Below are 21,742 nucleotides of genomic sequence, written 5' to 3'. Positions count from 1 at the left end.
TCCTCGGGCACAGGGGAGAGCTCACCGATCGCTCGGTGAAAGCGATGGGCAGCCAGTGGGAGAAATACCCGGCATCCAGGCTGGCGATGTGGTTGAAAAAAGACGCGGGGCCGTTGTGTCAGTCGTGGCTGTTGTTGCCAGCCCCCAGGCCGACCTGCTGCAGGTAGCGCTCCAGGCTCTGCACATCGCCCTGGGCGACGATCGCGCCGACGTAGCCATCCGGGCGCACCAATACCCAATCATCGATGGCTGGCTCGTACGCTTCATGGAAATGCCCCTGGTCATCGAACAGGTCGCCGTGGGGGCTGAAGGTGTGGATGCGCAGCCCTGCGCGGGGCGGCACCGCATCGCGCTCCAGGCCGTAGCCCAGCAAGGTCCAATGGGTGCCTTGGTAGAGGTTGAACAGCCGCGACGGGTGACCGGCTGCACCCCAGATCGGCGCATCCGGTGCTCGATCGCCCGCCGACAGACGACCGCTGCGATCGGCGTGCGTAAGGGCCAGGCTGGATTCGGGGTAGCCGATATCGAGTTGGTGCACGTCGCGGCCGCGGCGCATATCGCCTTTTTTCTGCGCTTCAAGCAGCCGGGTCGCCAAGCCGAGCATCGACGCGGCCACCGGCCGGCGCTCCTCCTCATAACTGTCCAGCAGCGCCTCGGGCGCCCCCTGGATCACTGCCGCCAGCTTCCAGCCCAGGTTGTAGGCGTCCTGCACGCTGGTATTCAGGCCCTGGCCACCGGTGGGCGGGTGGATGTGCGCCGCATCCCCCACCAGGAGCACGCGGCCGGTGCGGTAACGGTCGGCCAGCCGGGCATTCATGGTGTAGGGCGAAGACCAGGACACGGATTGCACCTGAATATCGTTGCGGCCGGTGCGCTGCGCCACCAGGGTCGTCAGCCCTTCAGCGGACAGATCAACGTCGCCGTCGAGGGGGATCGGGCCCTGGATTTGAAACAGATGGGTACCGGCCAGTGGGCACAGCGAGATCTGCCGCGTCATGTCGCCATCACTGAAGCGGTGCCAGTAATCACGGGACAGGCCCGTTATCACCGCATCGGCCACCAGGGCGCGAACGCCGAGGGTCTTGCCGGGGAAGTCGATGCCCAGGGTATGGCGCACAAAACTGCGGCCACCATCGGCGCCCACCAGCCACTGCACGCGCAGGGTTTCTGCTCCGCTCTTGCCTGTCAGGCGGGCGGTGACGCCATCGGCATCCTGTTCGAAGCCGACCAGCTCGCAGTCAAAGTCCGCGTGGTGCCCCAGTTCCAGCAGGCGCTCGCGCATCACCCGTTCGGTCAGATATTGCGGCAGCATCACCGGCACGGGATAAGGTTCGGCCGGCGTGGGATCGAAATGCTCGATCACATCCGCGTCGCTGTGGCTGCCATCGTCGCGGTATCGCCGCTCAGTCGGATAGACTCCCCCCGCAGCAACGATTCGGCCGAGGATGCCGATGTCCTCGAATATTTCCTGGGTTCTAGGCTGAATACCTTTACCGCGGGACCCGTGGAAGGGCAGGGCGTTTTTTTCGATCAGGCGCAACGAAATGCCCCTTCGTGCCAGGTCAATCGCCAGCATCAGACCGGCAGCGCCCGCGCCGCAAATCAATACGTCAACTGCGAGTGGCTGTTTCATCACGCTCTCCGATATGTGCAATATGCACATAGTTAAGCGAAGGAAAAAACGTGTCAACAAATAATGTGCAAAATACACATATAAGCGCACAGCTTCGCGAGCTCCATGGCGCACTGCTGGAGATTGTCGCGGTCATGAACCGCCCGCAGCGTGACGAGGCCATGGTGCGCGAAGCGGGCATTTCCCTGGACCGCGCCTTGTTTCCGTTGCTGGTTCTGGTGGAGCGGGTAGGGCCCATTGGCGTCGTCGAACTGGCCGACCGTGTGGGGCGCGACTACACCACCGTCAGCCGGCAGGTGACCAAGTTGGAAAGCCTGGGGCTGATCAATCGCCAGGAAAGCGCCACCGACCGCCGTGTACGCGAGTCGGTCATCACCGAGAAGGGCAAGGCGATGACCGACCGTGTCGATGAAGCGCGAGAGCGCATTGGCCTGGCGATTTTCGCCTCGTGGGAGGACCAGGACGTGGAGAACCTGGTGCGCCTGATGCGCAAGTTCGCCGATGGCATCCAGGACGATGCGTTGGCGGCGCTGGAGCATCCGTAACGCGGGGCCTAAGATCACCCGATTTGTGAAGATCACGGCGACTTTTGGAGCCTCACTAAGGTACATAAATAGCCACGCCTTGGCGGTTGCATCGCACCGGACGCAACGCTAACCTTCGCCCGTCGCTGCACAATCAGCGACCGGGCTTGGTAACCCGTGTTGATACAGGCGCAACAGCGCCGCAGTACACGATGGTGGCGCTTTTTTGTGTCCGCATAATCGTGCAATGGCGGCTGTGCGTGGGAGGGCTCGTCCCTGCCGGGTTCCTGTATCTCCGGTTTACCAACCTGCGCACGGCTGCCACCCATTCGCTTGGTAACGAACGTGGTAGCTCTCACTTTGATATGGGAGTTTCAAGCATGTACGCCGGTAACCCGTTTGTACCTCACTGCCTTCCCTCTCGCTGTTCTCTGCTCACACAAAGCCGCTTCCTGGCGCCGTCAGGAGACTGGCTATGAGCACGTCAAGCGCTGTTAAAACCCTGGGTTTCGTTACCTTCGGAGAGTGCGGCGTGCCCAACCATAGCTTGTTTCGTGTCAACGCCGATGTGCCGTTGCAACAGGCCTTGGAGCAGGCTTCGACCTTGCTCTACTACGCAAAGAAACTCGCCCTCGACGCTGCCATGCAAGAACACGGCGAACGCTACGCCTGGGCCTCGCACTTCCTCGCGGAAATGGGCAAGGCGGTGATTGATGATGTGGGGTTCGGGTTGCAGGAGCGGGGAGAGGTTTAAGTAGGAGGTGAGGTCGTTTGAACGCCGCTTTGGGTGGGAGAGAAGCGGCGTTTTTTAGACGGGGGCTGGTTTTGGCCAGGGGCGCTCTTCCGAAACCATTTTTCGAGCACGATATCAAGGTAAGCCATCTCGATTGATGCGGATTAAAGCATGACAGGCAGAGGCGAATTCCATCTCCTACAGCCTGTCATCCCTACACGCTTACTTAGATTTCGCTGGTGGATAGTTTGCGCGATCACCGCCGGACTTATTACCCGTGGTACTTGGCAGATTAGGAACTACCGGACGAGGTGTGTTCTGGGAGTTCGGACGGCTTGGTTTTGCCGGTTGTTTGCTCATGATTATTGCTTCCTAAATGCGTTGGGCAGGGGTTATTTACAAGCGCCTTCTACGCGGCAGGCGCAAGGGGTCGGTGCATGGCACTTATGGTCGTCACCACAACGCATGGCCTGAGTCTCGTCACCGCCCCCCGGATACGCACCAAAGTGCTTTTCATACAGGGTGACCGTTTGAGCAAAGGCATTCTTTAGCTCTTGGTAATCATCCTGGCCGTAGATGCCGAAGTAGGGGTAATGATCAATAAAGCGACCGAATACCTGCTGGCAGTCTTCGCGGTATGCGCGAGTATCCAAAATATGCGCATGCCAGAGGGTATCCACCATCTTGCTGGGCACCAATACAACAGAAGGGTAGAAGCTCTTTAGTGTCAGAAAACGGCGGTACTCTTGTTCGGCCATATCCCATTCAGCCGCTGACATTTCTGCCTCCGAGGACTCAGTGTACTTGTGCTTCAAACGCTCGAAATCCAGACGGCTGAAGCGCATGTCCAGGCCGTTTTCCGCCAGCAGTGGCGAGTTCAGCGATACGACTGCATTCATGTGTGTTTCTCCTGTGATTGAAGGTTGCAGGCCTTGATGGCCCGCCTTCGCTTCAGCTCACGTTCGAAACATTGACGACTGACTAGCGCGCAAGGTAAGTAGCCGGTAGCTGTGATTTGATATAGCAAACGCCAGTCACTGCCGAGTTTGAAGCGTAGCAACCCTTCACGACAGCGCACGCGCTTGCCGCCCAAAATGGTAAAGGGCGTTCCCGATAACAGCGCTTGATCAATGTCGATGGCTCTGGCTTGGTGACAGGCGCTGACCTGGTGTGGACAGCAGGAGAGAATGGATTGAATGGTGTGCATGACTGGCTCCGTGTGTGATGACGGAACCAGTTTCGTTGTGTGGATTCCACAACCAATAGGTCAGCGAAGGAAATCCAACAAATCATCAAACTCCTTCGCTTCCTGGTATTCGCTGATGATGAGATCACGGTACTTCAGCAGGAGAGCATTATCTGTCACCACTTCATTGGCCCTCTTATAGGCCAGTTCTAGTTCGTCGTTTAGATAGTGAGCCATCATGCTGTCTCCCATCGAAAGTACAGCTGTCTGACTCGCCAGAGTTTTCAGCAAATTACCTTCGTGGGGACCGAATCCCATTTGTGGCAAGGCATCTGCAAATGGATTCGGTAGTTTTTCTTTGGAAAGATCCGCTTCGGCTAATCGCTCAAGGAGAATGATCATCTCCTGGCGTAACAGTCCAAGCCCTGCCACAGATTGGCGACCCAGAAAGAGCTGACTGGCCCAACCCACATAGGCCTTTCGCTCTGAATGCTCCCTGATGAGCGTAATCGCGATTTTGGGTACACCAAACAGCCCCTGCAATAAGATGGCGTTCCAGATCAGCACCTCATTGTCAGGATTGAGCTGCCAACGTTCGCGACTACCTCTAGCGCCAGGTCCATTGAGTCTGCTGCGCTTCATGTCTATGAGTGGTGGTAGTGTTGCTTTCAGCGCCCCGCGGCCCTTTCCCGCACTCGCAAGCGCCTCAATCAGCGTATTAAGCGAGACTCTGAGTGCACCGTATTGCTTTTGAGAAAGAGGAGCCGATAGCGGCGGGCAAAGCAGTCTTTCCAACACCTTTGTATGCTCAGGCCACTGGTCTGGATTAGAGCTCACAGGATTGCTTCAACAGTGATTTAACTGACGACTGTTTCTCTGCATACACTGAGTACTTTGCGATACTTTCGGCTTGAACGTACCAGTTGCTCTGTGTGCAGGACTCATTGCTGCGCCGAAACTCATCGAGTACGCCACGGCAGTAACCTGCCCTTAGGGCTTCAGACGTAGAGGTTGTAAGACCAGCAAGCAGATGTTGTTGATCGCGCTTTGAGTAAATTTTCAGCAGCTCCTGGCAACTGATGATCAGGTGTTCAGCATCATCATTGGCCAAAGCATAAGAAGTAGTAGCGCCACTGAGCACTAGAGAAAGTGCAAGGTTAAAGACTTTCACGCGGTGACTTCCTTTTCGGCGTTAGTCAGCGTGGGTTCCACGCTAGAAGTGGTGGTTGACCGAGAGCGTTGAGCAGGCGCGGTAGGTGCCGCCAAGTAGAGCGCCAAAAGGGCAAAACCTAATACAGTGAGCTCTGCTACAGGATCCGCAACAGTGTTGATCAGATCAATTGGAGCCCCCGCTTGCTGCTCGAAAATGACTAAAAGTCCGAAAACACTAAGCCATGCGCAAGCCAACCGCCCTTGAAAAGTTAACAATCGACTTAGTCCTTTCCAAAACCCTGTAGCAAAGTACTGGCTATAACGGATATGCCTCCAAAGCAACAATACGAAAAACAGCATAAACCCCCACTCATCCCATGAAACGTCGGCTAGGCCCTCGCCATATTCGAAAATTTCTGAAACTAAGGCGGCCAGAGAAAAAAGACCCAATAGCCAAATCAATGCATTAACTAGCCCACCAAACAGAAAACAAAAACCTTTGGTCAGGCTGTTATCAAGCTTCCCGGGCAGTGAGAGTTCAGGGGATAGCATTTAGACTCCTTGTCGGTGGATCCTGCACGTTTGAAGCTCTGCGCTCATTGATCACTGAGGCGCAAGCGATGGCGCTTAGAATAATGGCATTTTGACTTCTGAGGGTATTGCTTTGATACCTTGGCTCAATGACCAGTGTCGTTCAGGCTGCGGCACTATCCACGTTTGGTTGGTGTTACAGCACACGCCCACCCCAAATGTTCTTCAACTTAAATACTCGGCCACTCATGAAAAAAACCATGCGCTACTTCTCCGCAGCCCTGCTTCTAATCATTTCCCACAGCGCTCTGGCCAGCGATCTCGATCAGCAATGGCTGCAACTGATCAAACAGGACATCGGCAGCCGTTGTCCGGTCAGCATTGAAAAGTTCGGCATGATTACGACGGGCCTCAACGGCTACCGCAGCGAGCAATGGCTGGCAAAGTCCTGTGATGGGAGTGTCGAGTACGGCGTCGCCTACTACCCGAAAGAGGCCTTTCCACAGCGGGCCAGTCCGTTCAGCGTCACGCGCAAATCATCGCGCAGATCCGTCCAGCCACAGCCCTGACGCCAGCCCCGGGCGGGGATTTATCCGCCCCTCCAAAGCGCACTAATAATAACGCTTCCTATTTGCGTTTTGATTTTCCAGGCTCTATCCTCGCCGCGCCGCCCCCGCTGGCTGGGGCCGGTGCCCCTTGCGTCGAGCGTTCGACGTGTTGTCTGCCCGATCAGAGGCTGCCGGGATGGATTGGAACGGAATCAATTTGCGCTGGGCCTACACCGACTTGCTCTTGAGCCTGAGTCGCCGGACTCAGTGTGTGCAGCGGGCCTACGATGTGCTGCACGATGCCTTTATCCGTTTCCTGTTGGCCAGCCAGCGCACGCCCATCGAGCAGCCCAATGCCTATTTGCGCCGGGTGGCGCACTCGGTGTTGATCGACCATTTCCGTGAGGCGGCGCGCTATTACCCGATGCCCGAGGAACAGGGCGAGCCCTGGATGGACCGGCAGGAAAACGCGGACTTTGCCCCTTCGGCGGAACATCTGGCGGATCTGCAGCAGCGTCTGCTGGCCTTGCAGCGCATCCTTGATTGTTTGCCGCCGCGCTGCCGGGAAGTGTTCTGGCTGGCACGGATCGAGGGCCATCGGCAGCCGGAAATCGCCCGCATGTTGGGCATCAGCCTGTCGATGGTGGAGCGTCATCTGATGCGGGCCTTGCTGGATTTGCGCCAGGCCCGTGAGGTGCTGGCGCCGTGAGTTCGACCCGTCAGCAGGCAGCGCGCTGGTTCACCCGGTTGCTCGATTTGCCCGCCGATCATCCCGAGCGCCAGGCGTTCCAGGCCTGGCTCGCTGCCGACCCGCGCCACGCCGCCGAGTACCAGGTGTTCAGCGAGTTGTGGGGGGATTTTTCCTCGACCCCGAAAACCGCGGCCCTGGCCGGCGCCATGGAGTCCCTCGGCCGTCGGCGGTTTGTGCGCAACGGGCTGCTAGGTTTGGCGGCCTTGTCCAGCCTGGCGTCGCTGCTGACCCTGCGTTACCGCGCCCTGGGGGATTTGCAACTGGTCACGGGCATTGGCGAGCGGCGCCGGGAGACGCTGTCGGACGGCAGCCAGTTGGTGCTGGACGCTGCCACCCGCATTCACGTGACTTTTACCGAACACGGCCGCCAGCTGTTTCTGTTGCAGGGGCGGGCGATTTTCGACGTGCGCCCCGACCCGCAGCGACCGTTCACCGTGGAGGCCGGTGTGGCCCAGGTGCGGGTACTGGGCACGCGTTTTGTGGTGGAGCGTTTCGAGCGGCGGGTGCAGGTCAGTGTCGATCGCGGCCGGGTGGAGTTCGGCAGTGCCCGGCAGCGCCTGGTGCTGGAGCGCGATCAGGTGGCCGAGGCGGATGAGCGGGGGCAGGTACAGCGCATTCAGCGGGCGGCGGCGGGGGCCTTCAGTTTCGAGCAGGGCAGCCTGACCTTCGACCGCGCCGACCTGGTGGAGATTGCCGCTGGGCTGTCGCGCTACCGGCAACGGCCGCTGCGGGTGGAGGGCCGGTCGAGCCTGAGCCTGACGGCGGTGGTGCAGACCGCCGACGTCGACACCTTCCTCCACAGCCTGCCGCAGTTGGCGGCGGTGCGGGTGGAGGAGCGGGGCAGCTTTACCGTGCTGGTGGCCCGCTGAATTTTTTTCGCAGCCGACATCAGGGATTTGCTCACCCCCTTCGTCAATGGGTATCTGCCGACCCTTAACGAGAAACACCATGCTGCGCATTTCGCTCAATACCCTGATCGCCGCCAGTGCCCTGGCCGGCGTGTTGCACGCCCAGGCCGCCCCGCTGGAACTGGCCTTGCCGGCCCAGCCCCTGGGTCAATCCCTGCGCCAATTGGGCAGCCTCGCCGGCCTGACCCTGGCGGTGGACGATCGCCTGGTGGCCCAGCGTTTGGCGCCGGCCCTGAGCGGCCGTTTCGAACCCGATGCAGCCCTGCGCCTGCTGCTCGCCGGCACCGGCCTGAGTGCCCGCCAGCAAGGGCCGGTGTGGCTGATCATGGAAGACCTGCCAGGGGCCTTGAACCTCGCTGCCACCACGGTTCGTGGCGGGCAATTGGGCTCGACCACCGAGGGCAGCGGTTCCTACACCACCGGCGAGATGCGCACCGCGACCAAGCTCAACCTGAGCCCGCGGCAAACCCCGCAGTCGGTGAGTGTGGTCACGCGCCAGCGCATGGACGACCAGAACATGACTCGCCTGGAAGACGCCTTGAGCCAGGTGACCGGGGTCAATGTGCTGTACGAGACGCCGGACCAGGCGCGTTTCTATTCCCGGGGGTTTGCCATGGACAACGTCCAGCAGAACGGCGTCAGCTCGCAGTTCCAGGGCAGTGTGCCGGGCATGGGGTCGGCCGAAGCCTCCAGCGACTCCCCCGACCTGGCGATCTACGACCGGGTCGAAGTGCTGCGTGGCGCCTCTGGCCTGACCCAGGGCACCGGCGAACCGGGCGGCACGGTGAACCTGGTGCGCAAGGCGCCGACCCGGGACGTTCAACTGTCCACTCGCTTGAGTGCCGGTTCCTGGGACAAGTACCGCAATGAGATCGACGTCTCCGGCCCCTTGAACAGCGATGCGTCGCTGCGTGGGCGGCTGGTCACGGTGTATCAGCAGAATCAGTCGTTCGTCGATTACGTCGGCGGCGACCGCCAGGTACTGTTCGCCAGCCTGGCCTATGACCTGTCCCCCGACACCAGCCTGACCACCGGCTTCAACTGGCAAAAAAGCCACAGCGTGCCCAACCTCTACGGCGTGCCCATGTCCACCGACTACAGCAGCCTTGACCTGTCGCGCTCGACCTTCCTGGGCGCCAGCTGGAACCACATGACCTATGAAAAGACCCACCTGTTCGCCGAGGTCGAGCATCACCTGGACGACAACTGGACCCTGAGCAGTGCCCTCAACTACACCCAGTCTGACGCCGAGGGGCAGTTCATCGGCGTGTTCGGCAACGGCACGGCGGGAGTGGGGGCGGCCGGTACGGCGCGCTTGAACAACTACATCGCCCGGCACAACCAGGGCGACCAGTATTCGGCCAACCTCAACCTGTCCGGCAAGTTCCCGCTGCTGGGCCGTGAGCATGAACTGGTGCTGGGTGGGGATTATCAGAAAGAGCTCTACGACAACCTGCGGGGCATCGGCGCGCAGACAGCGGTGATCGACGTCTATGGCTTCGACCCCGCCAGCCTGGATAAGCCCGAGGTGCCGTATCGCAACCGTTACCGCTACGACAACTACCAGCGTGGCCTGTACGCCACCACGCGGTTCAACCTGAGCGACGAGCTCAAGCTGATCCTCGGCAGCCGCTACAGCAGCTTCTATTTCAACTCCCGTTTCAAGAACCTCGGCACCGGTGTCGAGAGCCGTTCGCCGTACCGCGAAGACGGTAAACTCACGCCGTACGGCGGGCTGGTCTGGGACTTCAGCGAGCACCTGTCCTGGTACGCCAGTTACACCAGCATCTTCAAACCGCAGAACCTGGTGGACGAGTCCAACACCCCGCTCAAGCCCATCGTCGGCGCCAATTATGAAACCGGGATCAAGGGTGAATACTTCGGCGGCGACCTCAACCTGTCGGCGGCGCTGTTCCGCATCCTCCAGGAAAACCGCGGCATCGATAACGGCAACCCGACCTGCCAGGACAACTGCAACGAGGCCTCGGGCAAGGTCCGCAGCCAGGGCCTGGAACTGGAAGCGTCCGGCGCCCTCAGCCCGCGCTGGCAGCTGTCCGCCGGCTACACCTTCACTCGCAGCGAATACCTGGAGGACGTGTCCAGCACCGTCAAGGCCGGGGACCCGTTCAACGAATGGTTCCCCAAGCACCTGTTCCGGCTCTACACCGACTACCGCCTGGCCGGCGATGGCGAGCGCTGGAGCATCGGCGGCGGCCTGACCACCCAGAGCAGCACCGACACCACCCGCGACATGTACCAGGGCGGCTACACCCTGTTCAACGCCAACCTCGCCTACCGCGTCGACCAGCACACCACCCTGAGCCTGGTGGGCAACAACCTCACCGACAAGACCTACTACATCCCGGTCTCCAACCGTCACCGTGGTGGCAACAACTTCTATGGCGACCCACGCAACGCCACGCTGACCTTGAGCTGGGTGTATTGAAGCGGCGGTAGGCGGCGAGGCGGGGCATTTTCCAGCCCCGGCCCAAGGCGCCCGAGCGGCTCAAGGGTTGAGGAATTGCTGGTAGTTGGCCTGGGTAATCAGTTGATAGGGAATGGTCACTTCGGCGGTGTAGGCTTGCTTGCGGATCATCTTCAGCGCCAGGTCGATGGAGCCCACCGCCTGCCCCTTGTTGTCCTGATAGACGGTGACCAGCAACTGTCCCTTGCGGACGGCTTCCAGGCCCGCCGGGCCGCCGTCGCTGCCGCCGATGAGGATGTCCTGGCCAGGCCGCATCCCGGCCTGGGTAATGGCCATGGCCGCGCCGATGGCCATTTCATCGGCGTTGGCCGCCACGGCGTCGATTTTTTTGCCAGAGACGATCCAGTTGTTCATCAGGTCCATGGCCTTGCTGCGTTGCCACTCGGCGCTCTGCTCCTCCACCACATGGATCTGCGGGTAGCGCTTGAGCACCGTCTTCATCCCCAGGGTGCGGTTGTGGGTGGCGTTGTTGGAGAGCAGGCCGAGCATGATTGCCAGGTTGCCTTTGCCGTTCATTTTTTCTGCCAGGTACTGCATCTGCATTTCCCCGGCCTTGACCTCGTCCGAGCCGACATAAGCGATGCCCCTGGGCAGCTCGGGTGAGTCTGGGCGACGGTTGACGTAGACCAGGGGAATGCCGGCCTGGGTGGCGTCGGTGGTGATTTTCTGGGTGGCGGCGGTGTCCACCGGGTTGACGATGATCGCGTCCACGCCTTGGCTGGTGAAGTTCTGTACCTGGTTCAACTGGCGCACCACATCGCCCTGGGCATCCTCGAACTGCAGGCTGACCCCGGGCAATTGCCCGGCGTGGGCAGCCATGTATTCACGCATCTGCGCCAAGAACACATCGTCGACCTGGGCAATGCTCACGCCGATGCGGATATCCGCCAGCGCCAGGGGGGCAAAGACAATGGCAAGGAGCAAGGCAAACAATCTCTGCTTCATGGTTTCGGTCCTGTCTTGTTGTTTTGGCAAACCTTGGAACGATCGTGTGTGGCCGTCGGGCCTGTGATTCAGGCCCGGCGTTTGTCGCGCATTCGCTGTACCTGCTCGGCAAAGTCGGCGTAGGGCCAGCGTTGATCCAGGGCCTGGTAGAGCAGTTGCTGGCCGGTCTGGGGCGCCAGGCCGTGCAGTGGCGGGTCGGTGTCGAGGTTGGTGGGGAAGGAATAGCCGTCGGCGACTGTGGCGATCACGGCTGTCAGCCCCGCCTCGTCCAACTCGCCCTGCTCAAGGCGCTTGAGCAGCGTGGGATAGAGCGCCTGCATCATGGCGTCGCGGTCGAGGCTTTCCATGGGTTTGCCGAAGGCCGAGGAGATCTGCAACAGGTTGGCCATGCGCTGGCGATCGGTGGTGCGGTTGCTGCCAGCGGCATGGAACAGTGCCGGGTTGAAGAACAGCAGGTCGCCCTTGTTCAGTGGCAGTTGCACCGCGTGGGCCTGAAAATAGTCGATAAAGGCCGGGTGGCGCCAAGCCAGGTAGCCCAGCTCGTACTGCTGGGAAAACGGCAGCAGCAGGGTTGGGCCGGTTTCCAGGGGCATATCGGAATGGGCCACCGCGCCTTGCAGGGTCAGGTATTGGGACAACACATGCAGGGGCAGGGGAAAGCGCTGCACCTCCTCCGTACTCTGGAAGCCCAGGTGGTAGTCGCGATGAGGTTGCTGGGCCTGGCCACCGGGATGCACCACGTTGACCTGGGCGGTGACCTGGTAGTGCGGCCCCAGCCAGGCTTCGGCGATCAGCCCCAGCAGCGGATTGGCGTAGTACTCGACAAAGGATTCGGGGGCATGCAGGGCGGCTTTTTGCAGGGCGTTCCAGATCCGCCCGTTGCTGCCGGCTTTGGCGAAGTGGTCCGCGGCTACCGCGTGTTCGGCCTCGGCGGCGAAGATCGCATCGAACACCTGGCTGTGCCGGTCCACCACCGCGGGGTCAGCGAAGCCCTGGCGTACCACCATGACGCCGGGGCCCTGGCTGAACAAACGATGCAGTTCGCTTTTCAGGACGCTCGGGTCCCCCTGCAAAGCCTGGTGCAGGGTGGCGGCGTGATAGATCGGTACCCGGTTGAGTACGGCTTGGCAATGGGGGTAGGCCTCGGTCGGCACCGGTTGCTGGCAGAGGGCGGCAAAGGTCTCCAGGTTCAGCGCGTCCTGGCTGGCGAACACCAAGGTGGCGGCGCTCATGGCCGGGCTCCCGGTTCGGCCAGGCTCAAGGGCGCGTCCGGGCGTGGAGTCGAGCTGTCGCCGCAGCCGATCACGCCTTGCTCCAGGTCGATCACCGCCCCCGTCATCATTCCCGACTCCCGGGACAGCAGGAACGCTACGCTTTGCGCCACTTCCCGAGGCTTGAGCAGGCGTCCGAACGGCTGAGCCTGTTCCGTGGTCTCCAGCCAGCCGTCTTCGGCGCCGTGGTACTGGCGCTGGATTTCATCTTCGTGGGGCGTGTCCATCCAGCCGATATTCAGGCCATTGACCCGGATACGGTTGCGCAGGGCGCTGAAGGCGACGTTCTTGGTGAGGATCGCCAGGGCGCCCTTGGACGCGGCATAGGCGCAAAGAAACGACTGCCCACCATGGCCGGTGACGCTCTGGATGTTGACGATGGAGCCTTCCACACCCTGGCTGATCATCAGCTTGATGGCCTCCTGGATCAGGAAGAACGGCGCTCGCACATTGACCGCGAACAGGCGGTCGAACAGTTCCGGCGAGGTGTCGAGGATGGTGCCCCGGTCTGACATGCCGGCGCAGTTGACCAGGCCATGGAGGGTGCCGAAGTGGGACCGGGCGGCGTCGATGACCCGCCGGCAATCCGCGACCTGCTCCATGTCGGCCTCGACGAAAAACGCCTGGCAATCGAGCTGCGCCAGTTGCCGCACCTGCTCCTGGCCCTTGTCGCGGCTACGGCCGCAAATGATCAGGCCGGCGGCGCCGCGCCGCGCCAGGGTGTGGGCCACGGCGGCGCCCAGGCCTTGCGTGCTGCCCGTGACGATAAAAAACTGGCCGCTGAAGGCGGTGGCGAATTCAGTGTCGGACATGAGGTTCTCCTGAGTTGTTTTTGTTCTGCTCAGTGGGGCGACAGCGGCTGCTCAAGGTCTTTTTACGAGGCTGGCTATACACCCGACGAGCAAGAGACTAGCATTGAGAAAGCCTCATAAATCCCCAAAAAGACATCAAGAAAACCTCAATCTCAAGGGCCGTGCTCACCATGCTCGAACGCGCCAAACACTTTTCCATCAAGCAGATCGCCACCCAGGCGGGGGTCAGCAAGGCCACGGTGGACCGAGTCCTGCATCAGCGTGGCAGCGTGCATTACCAGACTAACCGGCGTATCGAACAGGCCCTGGACGAGCTCGAAGCCCAAGAGAAAAACGGCCTGGCGGTGGGGCATACCATTCATGTCGACGTGGTCATGCACACCCCCTTGCGTTTCAGTAACGCGGTGCAGGCGGCCATGACCGCGCAGTTGAGCAGTCTGGCGCCGTTTCGCATCGCCCCGCGTTTCCATCTGTTCGAAGACATCGACAGCCAGCAGATGCACGACCTGCTGCTGCGTTGTGCGGCCAAGGGCAGCCAGGGCGTGGTGCTCAAGGCGGCCGACGAGCCGGCGGTCAACCAGGCGGTCAAGCAGTTGACGGTTGCGGGGGTTCCGGTGGTGACCCTGGTCACCGACTTGCCGCAAAGCGAACGCATCGGCTACGTCGGCATGGACAATCGCACCGCAGGGCAGACCGCTGCCTATCTGGTGTCGCGCTGGCTCGACAGCCGCCCCCAGGACGTGGCGGTGGTGATCGGCAGCGAGCTGTTTCGCGGCGAGGAAGAGCGCGAAATGGGCTTTCGCATGTGGCTGCGCGGGCGCGCGCCGCACTTGCGGGTCCTGGATATCAGCGGCGGCTATGGGGTGTACGAGCGCACCTTCGAGCGGGTCAGCGAGGCGCTGCAACACCACCCCGACCTCCAGGCGGTGTACAGCGTCGGTGGCGGCAACCGGGCAATTGTCGATGCCTTTGCCGCTCTCGGGCGCCCGCTGGAGGTGTTTATCGGCCACGACCTGGATGAAGAAAACCGCCAGCTGCTGGCCGAGGAAAAGATCGCCGCAATCATCGACCACAACCTGCAGGTCGATGCCCGGCATGTATTGCTGCACATCCTGCAATTCCATCGCCTGTGGAAGGCCGGGCCAATCCCGGCATCCCAGGTCCAGGTGGTGACCCCGTTCAATCTGCCCCACTGATTTCACCCAAGCCCCTCATAACAAGAGCAAGGAGTCAGACCATGTTACGTATCGCGGTTCTCGGTGCCGGGCGCATCGGCAAGATCCACGCGGCCAACGTCGCCGCTCATCCCGGGGCGACCCTGGTGCTGGTGGCGGATCCCTGGCGCGAGGGCGTGAACGCTCTGGGCGCGCAATTGGGCTGTGAGGTGGCCTACGATTGCGCGGCGGCGCTGGCCCGGGACGACATCGATGCGGTGGTGATCGGCACCCCCACGGACACCCACATTGATCTGCTGCTGGGCGCGGTGACTCGGGGCAAGGCGGTGCTCTGCGAAAAGCCCATTGACTTGGATATTCACAAGGCGCGGTACGCGGTGGCTGAAGTCGAGCGTCTCAAGGGCCGGGTGATGCTGGGTTTCAACCGACGCTTCGACCCCGACATGCTGCGTTTGCGCCAGGCCATCGATGCCGGTCATGTCGGTGACGTGCGCCAGGTGATCATCACCAGCCGCGACCCAGGCCTTGCCTCCCGAGAGTACCTGGCCCATTCCGGGGGCATCCTGCGCGACATGACCATTCATGACTTTGACACCGCCCGCCACCTGCTGGGGGAGGAACCGGTGGAAGTCAGCGCCATTGCCAGCCGCCTGGTGGACCCCGGGCTGGAGGCGATCGATGACTATGACAGCGTCATGGTCATGCTGCGTACCGCCTCGGGCAAGCAATGCCACATCAACGGCTGCCGCGAGGCGCCCTATGGCTATGACCAGCGAGTGGAAGTCTCGGGGTCCCAAGGCGTGTTGCTGACCGACAATCATCGCCCCAGCACCTTGCGCCACTGGAGTGCCGAGCACACGGAGGCCCGGGAGCCGTTACTGCATTTTTTCCTTGAGCGTTACGCCGATGCCTATCGCAATGAACTGGGGCAGTTTATCGATGCCTTGAACCAGGGCAGGCCGCTGCCCACCAGTGCCCGCGATGGCCTGTATGCGCTGCACCTGGCCGACTGCGCGCTGGCGTCGGTGCGTACTGGGCGCAGCGTGGAAGTCCACTACGGGGCGTGAGCAACGCTGGCGCCCGGTGATGTGTCGGGCGCCGTCCATGATGCCGTTGGCCCAACCCTCAATCGTGCTCCTGCGCCCGGTAACCGCGCTCGCTCTCGAACTGGTTCAACAGCTGTTGCCGTGACAAGGTCTCGGTCAGTTCGTCCAGGTGCTGGCGGACCAGCACGCTGGCGCCGGCGCCTTCCAGGCGGTCGATCAGGTCGAGCAAGGTTTGCTGTTGTTGCTGCAGGCCTGCGTCATCATCAACGCTCAGGGGGAAGTCCGTGGTGTCGATTTCGACCACGGGCTGCTCGCTGCCCAGTTTGCCCGCCAGTTCGCCGACGCTGGCCGTGGTGTACGGGCGCAGCAGCTTGATCAGGCTGGGGGTGTGGGGGGCGACGGTCACGGCGATGGAGTAGACGGACATGGGGCTTCGACTCGCTAGATGAACGGGCTGTTCGGCCCGGCCTAGCGCCGGCTCGACCAGAAGTCGTGCAGGGCGCGGGCGGCGGGTTCCAAGGCGGCCACGCGCTGGCGGTGCAGCTCCACGTCCAGGTCCACCGGCAGTTCGAAGTTGTCCTGGTCGGCACAGTCGCTGATGGCTTGCAGCAGGGCTGCTTGCGGGGCCGGCAGGTCGGGCCAGTTGCCCACGGCCACGCCACGCAGGTAACCGAAGCACCATTCTTCGGCCAGGGTCAGGGGCTGGCCGTTGTGTTCGGTCTCTTCGAAACGGGCGCTGAAGCTCTGCGGTTTGAGGGCCAGTTGGCTGGCCAGGGTGTTGATGTGGCGCACGCAGAGTTCGATGAACTGTTTGCACTCGGCGGGGCTCTCCCAGTCCGGGTTCTGCCCGCCCCAGATGGTCGGGAACCACTCGGCGATGTCCACCTGTGCCGGGCTGGAGACCAGGGCAGTGAAGTAGCCGTCGAGCTCCGACGGGTTGAGCACGGAATGGTCGTCGCCGTACTTGAGCAGGGTGTCTTCGATGAATTCGAAGTCGGCGGCGGTCAGGGGCTGGTCGTGCATGTTGAGGTTCCTGAAGGGGCCGAAGGGGCCGGAAAAAGTCGCGGAGGATGAACCCTGTGGCGGATTTTATCCAGAAGCCGATGCGCTGATTTTTCCCGGTGACGACAGAGGGTGTCGCCTGCGACGCGTTCAGTGGGCTGATACGGCGAGTATTCCGGCGCTCGGGCTCATCCTGCGCCGCAATATTCGCACTGTTGCCGCTTTCAGCGCCAGGCACAGAGCGTGCCCGGCGCCACGATCACACCAGCGGCGCTACCCGCAATTCGGTGGCGCATTCGAGCAGCGAGCGGCGCTGGGTGTCGGCGTACAGTTGCAGCTCGTTGAGGGTGTCGCGGCCCAGGGCGCGCTGGAACTCGGCCTGGTTGGAATGGGTGTTGTAGTGGGATTGGGCATCGTCGCCGAGGTTGGACTGGAAGATGCCCGCGGCGCTGACCGGCAGGAAGTCTTCGTAGACCAGGGGTTCGAAGGCGATGTGCCCGGCACTGATCAAGGCTTCCAGTTCCTTGAGGGGCAGCTCGTTACTGCGGGCGGCGATGCCTTTGGCAGTGGGGAAGTAGCGGAAGTAGGCCAGGCCCTGGCGGCGCATGTCGTCGTGGTTATCGGGAAAGTCCTTGAAGCTGTTTTCAAGGGTGGCCATGTAGCGTTCGGCGTTGGCTTCGTTGGGGAATTCACCCAGTTGCTCGCGGGCGCTGTTCAGCAGTTGGTCGTACAGGGCCCGGCCCTTGGGGGTCAGGGCGGCGCCGCGTTGTTCGATTTCACCGAAGCGTGCCGAGTGGCTGCCGCTTTCATCGGCGTGCTGGCCGACAAAGCGGATGGTTTCCTCCAGGGCCTTGAAGCTGGTCTGGCGCAGCAGGATCGGGCACTGGCGACGGGGCGGGCCTTCGATCACCGCCTTGGGGGTGATGCCGTGCCGGGGCATGCCGGCCTGTACGGCGTCGATGTCCAGGGTGCGCGGCGTCAGGTGGTTGATGTGGGGCCCCTTGAAGGCCACCACGTCAGCGATCAGCCGGTGCTGGGCGTTGAGTTTCTGGTACTCGGCCAGCGACACCGTGGCCTGGTTGTGCCAGCGGAAGGTTTCCAGGGCCTGCTGCACGAAGTCCTTGGCATCGCTCGGGCTCAGGCCGCCGTCGAGTTCGGATTGCTCGATCAGCTCAATGACCCGTGGGGTGAAGATGCTGCGGCGGCTCAGGACCCATTCGGCGAATGCCCGCAGGCCGTCGTCCTCGATCAGTTCCAGGCGCAGCAACGACGTGAAGACACGGAACGGGCTGACTTGCAGGGCGTCCTCGTGCACCGCGCGAAACGCCGTGGAGTGCACCGGCACCCCGGCCGGCGTCAGGTCGTAGTAACCCACGGGCTGCATGCCCATCACCGCGAACAAGCGGCCCAGGGTCGCCAGTTCGGCCGCCGTGCCGACGCGGATCGCGCCGTGACGCTCCATGTCCAGGCGCTGGATTTCGCCGGTCTGTTGCAGGCTCTGGGCAACCGCGCGGTCCTGATTCATGACCTGCTGGTTGGTCGCGGCGACCAGGTCCATCAGGGTGCCGTAGAGCGGCACTTCGTCCTTGTACATCTGCGACATGGCGCGGGAAAAGTCGGCTCGGATCTGGTCGCGATTGGCGAACTGGGCGGTGCTCATGTGGATCGTTCTCCGCAAACGGTTTGGCAGGTTGCCTTGGAAGTGCCTGTGGGGTGAATTCTGCGGGCTGGCCGGAGCTGCTTCAAACGAATAAATGGCCGCGTGTCATTCCAAAAAATACTGACCTTCAGGGCGTCGCCGGCCCCTCGCGTTGCGCCGTCTGGCGCGGCTGGCCATTGCCCATTCGCCCTGGAGCATAGCCGGCAGGGCACGCACCTAGGGGGCGTCGATTCGAGGCGGTTGAAGGTCAGTCATGGGGGGAATACAGGGCGGGTGCGCCCCTCATGCAGCAATGAGGGGGCGCGGGCGTGGCGGGTTACGTCGGCTGGGTGTCGAGGTGGCGCAACAGCGCCTGGAGCGGGTGCTGCAATGCCAGGTGCTGCAAGCGCGCCGCCTGGCTGCGACACGAATAACCGTTGGCCAGCACTTGGCCCGACGCGCCGTGTTGCTGCAACAGCGGTTGCCAGGACTGGCTGAAAATCTGCTGCGACGTGGCCAGGTTGCGGGCTTCATGCCCGTAGGTGCCGGACATGCCGCAGCAGCCGCTGGCCAGCACCTGCAACTCCAGGCCCAGGGCCTGGAAAATCGACGGCCACAGCGCGGTGCTGGCCGGAGCGTTGGTTTTTTCCGTGCAGTGGGCCAGTAGCTTGTAAGCGCCAGCGCCGGCTGTCGACGGTCCCGCGATCTGCGCCAGGGGCAGGCGCGCCAGCCACTCCTGAGGCAGCAGCACCTGGGGCGCGGCCTGTTGCCCCAGCAGCTTCTGATACTCCTGGCGATAGACCAGGGTCATGGCCGGGTCGAGGCCCAACAACGGGATGTCGAAGCCGCTCAATGGCTGCAAGCGCCGGGCGTTTGTTCTCGCGGCCTTGGCGAAGGCGCCGAGAAACCCCAGCACTTGCAGCGGCTTGCCATTGGCGCTGAACGGCGCCAGCCAGGGCTGGTAGCCCAGGCGCCGGATCAGGCGGATCCAGTCGCCCACCACCTGGGTGTCGAAGTAACGGGTGAAGGCATCCTGCACCAGGATCACGCTGCGCTGCCGCTGTTCCGGGGTCAGGGCCGCCAGGCGTTGCGGGGTGGCCAGTTCGACCCCGGCCTGGCGCAGTACCGACTTGAGGTCGAAGCGACTGAGCAACGGGCTGTCAACCATGCCTCCGGCCTTTTCCAGCAGGCGGCGCACCGGCGCGGCGGCCATCAGGCCGTTGTACAGCCAGGGCACCCGGGCCAGGTAGGGGATGCTGTATTCCAGGGAACCGATCAGGTAGTCCTTGAGTGGACGCAGGTAGCGCCCGTGGTACAGCTCGAGAAAGCGCGCGCGAAACTCCGGCACATTGACCTTGACCGGGCACTGCCCCGCGCAAGACTTGCACGCCAGGCAGCCGGCCATGGCGTCGAACACCTGATGGGAGAACTCGTGCTCCGCGCTGCGGCCAAACAGGCTGTTCCAGGCCTTGGCCGGCAGCGTGGCCAATGGGTTGGACTGGCGGATGCGTTGCGCGGCTGCCAGCACATCGACCCCGGCCTGCTGTTGCAGGCGCAGCCATTCGCGGATCAGCGAGGCCCGGCCCTTGGGCGACTGGGTGCGGTCGCGGGTGGCCTTCCACGACGGGCACATGGCGTCGTTGGGGTCGAAGTTGTAGCAGGCGCCGTTGCCGTTGCAGTGCACCGCCGAGGCGTAATCGGTCCACACCCGCTCATCGATTTGCCGGTCATGCTCGCCCCGGGTCGGCACCTGGTCGATTTTCAGCAACGCATCGTGGCTGTCGGTGGGCGTGGCGATCTTGCCCGGGTTGAGCTGGTTGAAGGGGTCGAACGCGGCCTTGAGCTGCTGCAGCGCCGGGTACAGCTCGCCGAAGAATTTCGGCGCGTATTCCGAGCGCACGCCCTTGCCGTGCTCGCCCCACAACAGCCCGCCGTACTTGTGGGTCAGCTCGGCCACGGCGTCGGAAATCACCCGCACCAGGGCGGCCTGGGCCGGGTCTTTCATGTCCAGGGCCGGGCGCACGTGGAGTACCCCGGCGTCGACGTGGCCGAACATGCCGTAGTGCAGTTGATGGCGGTCGAGCAGGGCGCGGAACTCGGCGATGTAGTCGGCCAGGTGTTCCGGCGGCACCGCGGTGTCTTCGACAAAGGGCTGGGGCCGGACCTCGCCCTGGACATTGCCCAGCAGGCCCACCGAACGCTTGCGCATGCTGTAGACCCGGCTCACCGCTTGGGCGCCCTGGGCCAGGGTGTGGCCCAGTCGCTGCACGCTGGTGTCGCGTTCCAGATGCGCGACAAAGGCCGCCACCTGTTCCAGCAAGAGGTCTTGATCGTCGCCGCTGAACTCCACCAGGTTGATGCCCTGGGTGGCCGCCGCCGGGTAGGCCGGAAAGAACTCGGCGACGTCATGCCAGACGATGTCCTGCATGGCCAGGCCTAGCACCTTGGAGTCGACGGTTTCAATCGACAGCGGCCGCATGGCCATCAGCGCCTGTGCATCGCGCAGCGCGTCCATAAAGCTGGCGTAGGAGACATTCACCAGCACCGAATGCCGGGGAATCGGCAGGACATTGAGCGTGGCCTCCACCACCAGGCCCAAGGATCCTTCGGAGCCGCACAGCAGGTTGTTGAGATTCAGGCGCCCTTGCTCATCGTGGATATGGGCCAGGTCGTAGCCGGTCAGGCAGCGGTTGAGGCGCGGAAAAGTCGCCTCGATCAGCGCGCCGTGGCGGGCATGAATCTGTTCGGCGCAGCGGTGCACGTCGCCGAGAATGCCGGGCGCGGCCAGGGCCTGGCGCAAGGCCTCGGCGGCCAGGGGCGCGCTGTGCAGGCATTGGCCGCCCAGTAGCACGGTCTTGAGTTCCAGCACGTGGTCGCGGGTTTTGCCGTAGGTGCAACTGCCCTGGCCGCTGGCATCGGTGTTGATCATGCCGCCCAGGGTCGCGCGGTTGGAGGTGGACAGCTCCGGGGCGAAGAATAGGCCATAGGGCTTGAGGGCGGCGTTGAGCTGGTCCTTGACCACCCCCGACTGCACCCGCACCCGGCGTTGCTCGGGGTTGATCTCCAGAATCCGGTTCAGGTGCCGCGACAGATCCACCACCAGGCCGTGGGTCAGGGACTGGCCGTTGGTGCCGGTGCCGCCGCCCCGGGGCGTCAGCACGATGGGCCGAAAGCGTGGTTCGGCGGCCAGGCCCATCAGCAGCGTCACGTCCGCTACGTGCCGCGGAAACAGCGCCGCCTGGGGCAGGCGCTGGTAGATCGAATTATCGGTGGCCAGCACGCTGCGGTTGGCGTGGTCGGTGGCGATTTCACCGCTGAAGCCTGCGTGGTGCAGGGCTTCGAGAAACTCACGATACAGCGTGGCGAGGGCCGCCGGCGGAGCAATCTTGGCAATCATGGGC

21 protein-coding genes are annotated in these 21,742 nt (G+C 62.6%); 8 read left to right on the top strand and 13 right to left on the bottom strand.

Annotated elements, in window-relative coordinates; all coding sequences use genetic code 11:
* Window positions 1-118 precede the first annotated feature (118 nt).
* Window positions 119-1,633 (bottom strand): FAD-dependent oxidoreductase, encoded by a 1,515-nt coding sequence (locus M1B34_RS24735; RefSeq protein WP_268266477.1) that lies wholly within the window; start codon window positions 1,631-1,633, stop codon window positions 119-121.
* Between the two features lie 134 nt (window positions 1,634-1,767).
* Here M1B34_RS24735 and M1B34_RS24730 point away from each other — a divergent pair, with 134 nt between their 5' ends.
* Together M1B34_RS24730 and M1B34_RS24725 are read left to right on the top strand one after the other, a co-directional pair.
* Window positions 1,768-2,178 (top strand): MarR family winged helix-turn-helix transcriptional regulator, encoded by a 411-nt coding sequence (locus M1B34_RS24730; RefSeq protein WP_221178442.1) that lies wholly within the window; start codon window positions 1,768-1,770, stop codon window positions 2,176-2,178.
* 454 nt (window positions 2,179-2,632) lie between these two features.
* Entirely contained in the window at window positions 2,633-2,911 is a 279-nt protein-coding gene (locus M1B34_RS24725; RefSeq protein WP_268266476.1) for a DUF3077 domain-containing protein, read from the top strand.
* 371 nt (window positions 2,912-3,282) lie between these two features.
* Here the strand turns inward: M1B34_RS24725 and M1B34_RS24720 are convergent, their stop codons facing one another.
* From M1B34_RS24720 to M1B34_RS24700, 5 genes are read right to left on the bottom strand one after another with little or no spacing between them, the layout of a single operon-like run.
* Window positions 3,283-3,789 carry a glycine-rich domain-containing protein gene (locus M1B34_RS24720; RefSeq protein WP_268266475.1) on the bottom strand — a complete coding sequence of 169 codons (507 nt, stop codon included), beginning with the start codon at window positions 3,787-3,789 and terminating at the stop codon, window positions 3,283-3,285.
* The gene (locus M1B34_RS24715) at window positions 3,786-4,097 is read right to left on the bottom strand and encodes a ParE family toxin-like protein (RefSeq protein ID WP_268266474.1); all 312 of its coding nucleotides are present in this window, start codon (window positions 4,095-4,097) and stop codon (window positions 3,786-3,788) included. Before M1B34_RS24715 ends, M1B34_RS24720 begins: the two co-directional genes overlap by 4 nt.
* A gap of 60 nt (window positions 4,098-4,157) precedes the next feature.
* On the bottom strand, window positions 4,158-4,874 hold the full coding sequence (locus M1B34_RS24710; RefSeq protein ID WP_268266473.1) for a hypothetical protein: 717 nt from the start codon (window positions 4,872-4,874) through the stop codon (window positions 4,158-4,160).
* Window positions 4,875-4,902: 28 nt separating this feature from the next.
* Window positions 4,903-5,247 (bottom strand): hypothetical protein, encoded by a 345-nt coding sequence (locus tag M1B34_RS24705; protein WP_268266472.1) that lies wholly within the window; start codon window positions 5,245-5,247, stop codon window positions 4,903-4,905.
* A complete protein-coding gene (locus M1B34_RS24700) occupies window positions 5,244-5,780 on the bottom strand; it encodes a hypothetical protein (RefSeq protein WP_268266471.1) in 537 nt (178 codons plus the stop codon). The genes M1B34_RS24705 and M1B34_RS24700 overlap by 4 nt, the downstream gene beginning before the upstream one ends.
* A 239-nt stretch (window positions 5,781-6,019) precedes the next feature.
* Here M1B34_RS24700 and M1B34_RS24695 point away from each other — a divergent pair, with 239 nt between their 5' ends.
* From M1B34_RS24695 to M1B34_RS24680, 4 genes are all read left to right on the top strand, one after another.
* Window positions 6,020-6,328 (top strand): hypothetical protein, encoded by a 309-nt coding sequence (locus tag M1B34_RS24695; protein WP_268266470.1) that lies wholly within the window; start codon window positions 6,020-6,022, stop codon window positions 6,326-6,328.
* A 175-nt stretch (window positions 6,329-6,503) separates the two neighbouring features.
* Window positions 6,504-7,016: a sigma-70 family RNA polymerase sigma factor gene (locus M1B34_RS24690; protein WP_123335286.1), complete on the top strand. Its 513-nt coding sequence runs from the start codon at window positions 6,504-6,506 to the stop codon at window positions 7,014-7,016.
* Complete coding sequence (locus tag M1B34_RS24685; RefSeq protein ID WP_268266469.1) at window positions 7,013-7,927, top strand: FecR family protein; 915 nt, start codon at window positions 7,013-7,015, stop codon at window positions 7,925-7,927. The genes M1B34_RS24690 and M1B34_RS24685 overlap by 4 nt, the downstream gene beginning before the upstream one ends.
* A 79-nt stretch (window positions 7,928-8,006) precedes the next feature.
* Window positions 8,007-10,412, top strand: coding sequence for a TonB-dependent siderophore receptor (locus M1B34_RS24680; protein ID WP_268266468.1), 2,406 nt, complete (start codon window positions 8,007-8,009; stop codon window positions 10,410-10,412).
* A gap of 60 nt (window positions 10,413-10,472) precedes the next feature.
* Here M1B34_RS24680 and M1B34_RS24675 read toward each other — a convergent pair whose 3' ends face one another.
* From M1B34_RS24675 to M1B34_RS24665, 3 genes are all read right to left on the bottom strand, one after another.
* A complete protein-coding gene (locus tag M1B34_RS24675) occupies window positions 10,473-11,396 on the bottom strand; it encodes a sugar ABC transporter substrate-binding protein (RefSeq protein WP_268266467.1) in 924 nt (307 codons plus the stop codon).
* Between the two features lie 68 nt (window positions 11,397-11,464).
* Window positions 11,465-12,628 (bottom strand): phytanoyl-CoA dioxygenase family protein, encoded by a 1,164-nt coding sequence (locus M1B34_RS24670; protein WP_268266466.1) that lies wholly within the window; start codon window positions 12,626-12,628, stop codon window positions 11,465-11,467.
* Complete coding sequence (locus M1B34_RS24665; protein ID WP_268266465.1) at window positions 12,625-13,479, bottom strand: SDR family oxidoreductase; 855 nt, start codon at window positions 13,477-13,479, stop codon at window positions 12,625-12,627. The genes M1B34_RS24670 and M1B34_RS24665 overlap by 4 nt, the downstream gene beginning before the upstream one ends.
* A 170-nt stretch (window positions 13,480-13,649) precedes the next feature.
* Here M1B34_RS24665 and M1B34_RS24660 point away from each other — a divergent pair, with 170 nt between their 5' ends.
* Both M1B34_RS24660 and iolG read left to right on the top strand, forming a co-directional pair.
* Window positions 13,650-14,675: a LacI family DNA-binding transcriptional regulator gene (locus tag M1B34_RS24660; protein ID WP_268266464.1), complete on the top strand. Its 1,026-nt coding sequence runs from the start codon at window positions 13,650-13,652 to the stop codon at window positions 14,673-14,675.
* 41 nt (window positions 14,676-14,716) lie between these two features.
* The gene (gene iolG, locus M1B34_RS24655) at window positions 14,717-15,721 is read left to right on the top strand and encodes an inositol 2-dehydrogenase (RefSeq protein WP_268266463.1); all 1,005 of its coding nucleotides are present in this window, start codon (window positions 14,717-14,719) and stop codon (window positions 15,719-15,721) included.
* A gap of 58 nt (window positions 15,722-15,779) precedes the next feature.
* On the opposite strand, the gene M1B34_RS24650 is transcribed toward iolG, so the two are convergent.
* The 4 genes from M1B34_RS24650 to ydiJ form a co-directional block, all read right to left on the bottom strand.
* Window positions 15,780-16,127: a hypothetical protein gene (locus M1B34_RS24650; RefSeq protein WP_268266462.1), complete on the bottom strand. Its 348-nt coding sequence runs from the start codon at window positions 16,125-16,127 to the stop codon at window positions 15,780-15,782.
* 41 nt (window positions 16,128-16,168) lie between these two features.
* Window positions 16,169-16,723, bottom strand: a complete 555-nt coding sequence (locus tag M1B34_RS24645; protein ID WP_268266461.1) for a UPF0149 family protein — start codon at window positions 16,721-16,723, stop codon at window positions 16,169-16,171.
* A 238-nt stretch (window positions 16,724-16,961) separates the two neighbouring features.
* Window positions 16,962-18,362, bottom strand: coding sequence for a 2-oxoadipate dioxygenase/decarboxylase HglS (hglS, locus tag M1B34_RS24640; RefSeq protein ID WP_268266460.1), 1,401 nt, complete (start codon window positions 18,360-18,362; stop codon window positions 16,962-16,964).
* 316 nt (window positions 18,363-18,678) lie between these two features.
* Window positions 18,679-21,738: a D-2-hydroxyglutarate dehydrogenase YdiJ gene (gene ydiJ / locus M1B34_RS24635; protein ID WP_268266459.1), complete on the bottom strand. Its 3,060-nt coding sequence runs from the start codon at window positions 21,736-21,738 to the stop codon at window positions 18,679-18,681.
* Window positions 21,739-21,742: the final 4 nt, after the last annotated feature.

Origin of the sequence: Pseudomonas morbosilactucae (genome assembly GCF_023241715.1) — a bacterium.
GTDB lineage: Bacteria > Pseudomonadota > Gammaproteobacteria > Pseudomonadales > Pseudomonadaceae > Aquipseudomonas > Aquipseudomonas morbosilactucae.
Note: the sequence above shows the minus strand (reverse complement) of the source record. Positions and strands in the feature narration are given on the sequence as shown.